The sequence below is a fragment of the Microbispora sp. KK1-11 genome, from assembly GCF_006874435.1.
In the GTDB taxonomy this organism is placed as follows: domain Bacteria; phylum Actinomycetota; class Actinomycetes; order Streptosporangiales; family Streptosporangiaceae; genus Microbispora; species Microbispora catharanthi.
In genome coordinates, this window is the sequence record NZ_VIRJ01000073.1 from 1 (window position 1) to 4,173 (window position 4,173).

The following is a 4,173-nucleotide window of genomic DNA, read 5'->3' on the forward strand; positions in this document are numbered from 1 at the left end:
GACGGTTGGGACGAGGGCAAGGCGTCGGCCGACGGCAAGGCCTTCTACCTCAAGAAGGGCGACAAGTACGTCGTCCGCACCTACTGGATCAACTACGACGTCGACTACCGCCTGACCGGCCGGGCTCTGTCGATCGGTCTCAAGGACGTCGGCACCCTCGGCTCGAACGTGGGCGGTCAGGGCCTGGCGTACAACCAGAAGATCGGCACGGGCATCTTCGTGTTCGGCTACCCGAGCGGCTCGCACCCGGACGGCAACTACGCCTTCTCCGGCAAGACCCTCAAGTGGTCGTACGGCAAGACCTTCAAGGCGGCCGCGCCGTCGATGAAGGCCGAGGAGCTCGTCGGCATCAAGTCCTCCTTCACCGGTGAGGGCGCCATCGGCTCGTCCTGGCTGTACCGCTACAGCAGCACGAAGCGGCTCGGTTACCTGAACGGTGTGACCATCGCGGTCTCCGACACCGACGGCAACAACCGCATCGACACCAGCGTCTCCCCGTACTTCGACGGTGAGACCCTGGCCGTCTACAAGACCGCCGCGAAGAACTGGTCGGGCAAGATCGTCTGATCCGTCACCGCGCACGCGAAGGGGCTCGGCATTCAGCCGGGCCCCTTTCCGCTGCCCGGACAGGGACTCGCTCGCGGCGGCCTGCGCAATCTCCGGGGGCGTGGGTGACGCTAAGCTCGGGTCCCATGCCAGGAACAGGAGCGCGGGAACAGCAGCCCGGGCACGGCGACGACGTGAGGCGGTGAGCGGGCGATGAGCGCGATCACGGTGCGCGTGCCGGCGAAGGTGAACCTTCAGCTCGCGGTCGGCCCGCTGCGCGAGGACGGCTACCACGACCTGGTGAACGTCTTCCATGCGGTCTCGCTGTTCGACGAGGTCACCGCAGCCGAGCCGCTCGACGGAGACCTCTCCGCCGCCCCGCTCGGAGTCAGGGTCGAGGGGGACCTCACCGGAGAGGTTCCGGTGAGCGACGACAACCTCGCCGTCCGGGCCGCCAGGGCGCTGGCCGAGCGGGCGGGCCGTTCCTACCGGGCCGATCTGCTGATCCGCAAGTCGATCCCCGTGGCGGGCGGCATGGCCGGAGGAAGCGCCGACGCCGCCGCGGCGCTGGTGGCCTGCAACGAGCTGTGGGGCCTCGGCCTGCCCCTCGAGGACCTGATGGAGATCGCCGCCGACATCGGCAGCGACGTGCCGTTCGCGCTGCTCGGCGGCACCGCCGTGGGCACCGGACGCGGCGAGCGGCTCGCGCCGCTGGAGACCGCGGGGGTCTTCCACTGGGTCTTCGCGCTCGCCGACGGCGGTCTGTCCACCCCGAGGGTGTACGGCGAGTGCGACCGGCTGCGCGAGGAGGCGGGGGTGGCCGCGCCCACGCCCGCGGTGAACGAGGCCCTGCTCGCCGCCCTGCGCGAGGGCGACGCGGAGGCGCTGGGGCAGGCGTTGTCCAACGACCTGCAACCCGCGGCGCTGGCGCTGCGTCCCTCGCTCGCGCGCACGCTCGCCGCCGGCCGTGAGCACGGGGCGCTCGGCGCGATCGTCTCCGGTTCCGGTCCCACCTGCGCCTTCCTGGCCGAGTCGGCCGAGCGGGCGTACGAGCTGGCCGCCCTGATCAAGGACGTGGACGGCTGCAGGTCGGTCGTCACCGCCTCCGGGCCCGTCCCTGGGGCCACCGTGGCCGGATAAGCTTTACGGGCGATGAATCTGGTCAATCTGGAGTCCGTCTCCCACGCCTTCGGGCCCAAGCCCCTGCTCGCCGACGTCTCTCTCGGACTGGAGGAGGGCGACCGGATCGGCGTCGTCGGCCGCAACGGCGGCGGCAAGACCACGCTCATCTCGATCATCGCCGGAGCACTGAAGCCCGACAGCGGCCGGGTCACCCACACCCGCGGGCTGCGGGTCGGCACGCTCTCCCAGCGTGACCAGTTCGACCCGGACGCCGCCGTGAAGGACATCGTCCTGGCCGGCCGGGCCGAGCACGAGTGGGCCGGCGACGCCGCGATCAGGGAGATCCTCGCCAACCTGCTCGCCGACATCGACCTCGCGGCTCCCGCGGGCGCGCTGTCGGGCGGGGAGCGTCGCCGTACGGCCCTGGCGCGGCTGCTGATCGAGGAGCACGATCTGCTGATCCTCGACGAGCCCACGAACCACCTCGACATCGAGGCGATCGCCTGGCTCGCCGGGCATGTCGTCCAGCGCAAGTCCGCGCTGCTGGTCGTCACCCACGACCGGTGGTTCCTCGACGCGGTCTCCACCCGCACGTGGGAGGTCGTGGACGGCTCCGTCGAGCGATACGAGGGCGGCTACGCGGCGTACGTGCTGGCCAAGGCCGAGCGGGCGCGGATCGCGCAGGCCGCGGAGGAGCGCCGGCAGAACCTCATGCGCAAGGAGATCGCCTGGCTGCGGCGCGGACCGCCGGCCCGGACCTCCAAGCCCAAGTTCCGGATCAACGCGGCCGAGGCGCTGATCGCGAACGAGCCGCCGCCGCGGGAGACCGTCGAGCTGCTGAACTTCGCCTCGGCGCGGCTCGGCAAGACCGTCGCGGACCTGGAGGACGTGACGCTCCACGCGGGCGGCCCGGCATCGGGTCCGCTGGTGCTCGACCACTGCACGTACCAGTTCGGCCCGGGGGACCGGATCGGCCTGATCGGGGTGAACGGCTCGGGCAAGTCGTCGGTGCTGCGCCTGCTGTCCGGCACGGTCGAGCCCGACTCCGGCCGCATGGTGCGCGGCAAGACGGTGCGGCTCGCGCACCTGTCGCAGGAGCTGGCCGAGCTGGACCCCACGCGGCGGGTGCTGGAGACGGTCGAGGAGATCCGCAAGTACGTCCAGGTGGGCAAGAAGGAGTGGTCGGCCTCCCAGCTGCTCGAACGCCTCGGCTTCCGCGGCGAGGCCCAGTGGAAGGTCGTCGGCGACCTGTCGGGCGGCGAGCGGCGGCGACTTCAGCTCCTCAGGCTGATCATGGACGAGCCGAACGTCCTGCTGCTCGACGAGCCGACCAACGACCTCGACATCGAGACGCTCACCGAGCTGGAGGATCTCCTCGACGCCTGGCCGGGCACGCTCGTGGTGGTCAGCCACGACCGGTACTTCCTGGAGAGGGTGGCCGACCGCTGCGTCGCGCTCCTCGGCGACGGCAGGCTGTCGATGCTGCCCGGCGGCGTGGACGAATACCTGGAACGCCGTGCGGCGGGCGCGGCCCTGTCGGCCCGGGCGGCCTCTGCCGCCGGCGCTCCCGAGCGGGGCGGCCAGGACGACCAGCCGGCGCCGGCGGGCGGGCCGACCGCCAAGGAGCTGCGGGAGCTGCAGAAGGAGCTCAACCGGCTGGAGCGGCAGATCGACAAGTTCGGCGAGCGTGAGGCGAAGCTGCACGCCGAGATGGCCGAGGCGGCGAGCGACTTCGAGCGCCTTGCCAAGCTCGACGCCGAGCTGCGGGAGATCGCCGCGCAGAAGGAGTCGGCCGAGCTCGAGTGGATGACGGTGGCCGAGCGCCTCGAAGGGCAGTAGAGCGCCGTCGGCCGGCCGCGCTCTCGACGCCGCCGCTGTCACTGTGAACGGGAAGGGGCCCGGCTGGATGCCGGGCCCCTTCGCGTACGCGGTGACGGATCAGACGATCTTGCCGGACCAGTTGTTCGCGGCGACCTTGTAGACGCCGTAGGTCTCGCCGTCGAAGTACGGGGAGACGCTGGTGTCGTAGCGCTTGTTGCCGTCGCGGTCGGCGACGCCGATGGTCACACCGTTGAGGTAGCCGAGCCGCTTGGTGTTGCTGTAGCGGTACAGCCACGCCGAGCCGAGCGCGCCCTCGCCGGTGAACGACGACTTGATCCCGACGAGCTCCTCGGCCTTGATGGTGGGGGAGCTGGCCTTGAAGGTCTTGCCGTACGACCACTTGAGGGTGTTGCCGCTGTAGGCGTGGTTCCCGTCGGGGTGCGAACCGCTCGGGTAGCCGAAGACGAAGGTGCCGCTGCCGATCTTCTGGTTGTAGGCGAGGCCCTGGCCGCCGACGTTGGAGCCGAGGGTGCCGACGTCCTTCAGGCCGATCGACAGAGCCCGGCCGGTCAGGCGGTAGTCGACGTCGTAGTTGATCCAGTAGGTGCGGACGACGTACTTGTCGCCCTTCTTGAGGTAGAAGGCCTTGCCGTCCCGGGAGGCCTTGCCCTCGTCCCAGCCGCG

At 70.8% G+C, this 4,173-nt stretch carries 2 protein-coding genes and 2 pseudogenes; 3 read left to right on the forward strand and 1 reads right to left on the reverse strand.

What is annotated here, in order from left to right:
- From FLW16_RS42645 to FLW16_RS42655, 3 genes and pseudogenes are all read left to right on the forward strand, one after another.
- Positions 1-567 (forward strand): annotated as a pseudogene (locus FLW16_RS42645) (serine protease); the annotation flags it as partial.
- Between the two features lie 192 nt (positions 568-759).
- Positions 760-1,686 (forward strand): 4-(cytidine 5'-diphospho)-2-C-methyl-D-erythritol kinase, encoded by a 927-nt coding sequence (locus FLW16_RS42650; protein WP_142566680.1) that lies wholly within the window; start codon positions 760-762, stop codon positions 1,684-1,686.
- Between the two features lie 12 nt (positions 1,687-1,698).
- Positions 1,699-3,507 (forward strand): ABC-F family ATP-binding cassette domain-containing protein, encoded by a 1,809-nt coding sequence (locus FLW16_RS42655; RefSeq protein ID WP_142566681.1) that lies wholly within the window; start codon positions 1,699-1,701, stop codon positions 3,505-3,507.
- A 99-nt stretch (positions 3,508-3,606) separates the two neighbouring features.
- On the opposite strand, the pseudogene FLW16_RS42660 reads toward FLW16_RS42655, so the two are convergent.
- Positions 3,607-4,173 (reverse strand): annotated as a pseudogene (locus tag FLW16_RS42660) (serine protease); the annotation flags it as partial.

What these genes read in the sequence shown, in the direction of transcription:
- FLW16_RS42650 (WP_142566680.1), top strand. Translation starts at nt 760, where the DNA reads ATGAGCGCGATCACGGTGCGCGTGCCGGCGAAGGTGAACCTTCAGCTC.
- FLW16_RS42655 (WP_142566681.1), top strand. Translation starts at nt 1,699, where the DNA reads ATGAATCTGGTCAATCTGGAGTCCGTCTCCCACGCCTTCGGGCCCAAG.